Origin of the sequence: Streptomyces aureoversilis, from assembly GCF_042657885.1 — a bacterium.
GTDB lineage: Bacteria > Actinomycetota > Actinomycetes > Streptomycetales > Streptomycetaceae > Streptomyces > Streptomyces aureoversilis.
Window position 1 is genome coordinate 1 of record NZ_JBHSKJ010000085.1, and the last position, 584, is coordinate 584.

General features: G+C 72.3%; 1 protein-coding gene. It reads right to left on the bottom strand.

All coding sequences use genetic code 11. From position 1 onward, the window contains the following. Window positions 1-584 (bottom strand): homocysteine S-methyltransferase family protein (locus ACFPP6_RS36530; RefSeq protein ID WP_382051153.1); only part of this gene is annotated, 584 nt, incomplete at both ends.

A 584-nucleotide genomic window follows, 5' to 3' on the forward strand; every position in this document is an offset into this window, starting at 1 on the left:
CACAGGTCCAGCAGGTGCGCGCCCTCGCGGATCTGGTCGCGGGCCATCTCCACACAGTCGTCCCAGCGGCCCTCCAGCATCGCCTCGCGGAACTTCTTCGAACCGTTGGCGTTCGTCCGCTCGCCGATCGCCAGGTAGGAGGTGTCCTGACGGAAGGGGACGGTCTGGTAGAGGGACGCCGCGCCCGGCTCCGGCCGCGGCGCCCGCTCGGCCGGCGTGAGGCCCCGCACCCGCTCCACGACCTGCCGCAGGTGCTCCGGCGTCGTACCGCAGCAGCCGCCCACCAGCGAGAGCCCGTACTCCCGCACGAACGACTCGTGCGCGTCCGCCAGCTCGGCGGGGGACAGCGGGTAGTGCGCTCCGTTCTTCCCCAGCACCGGCAGACCCGCGTTGGGCATGGCGGAGACGCGCGTACGGGCGTGCCGGGAGAGGTAGCGCAGGTGCTCGCTCATCTCGGCCGGACCGGTCGCGCAGTTCAGGCCGATCATGTCGATGCCCAGCGGCTCCAGCGCCGTCAGGGCGGCCCCGATCTCCGAGCCGAGGAGCATCGTGCCGGTGGTCTCCACCGTGACCTGCACCAGCAG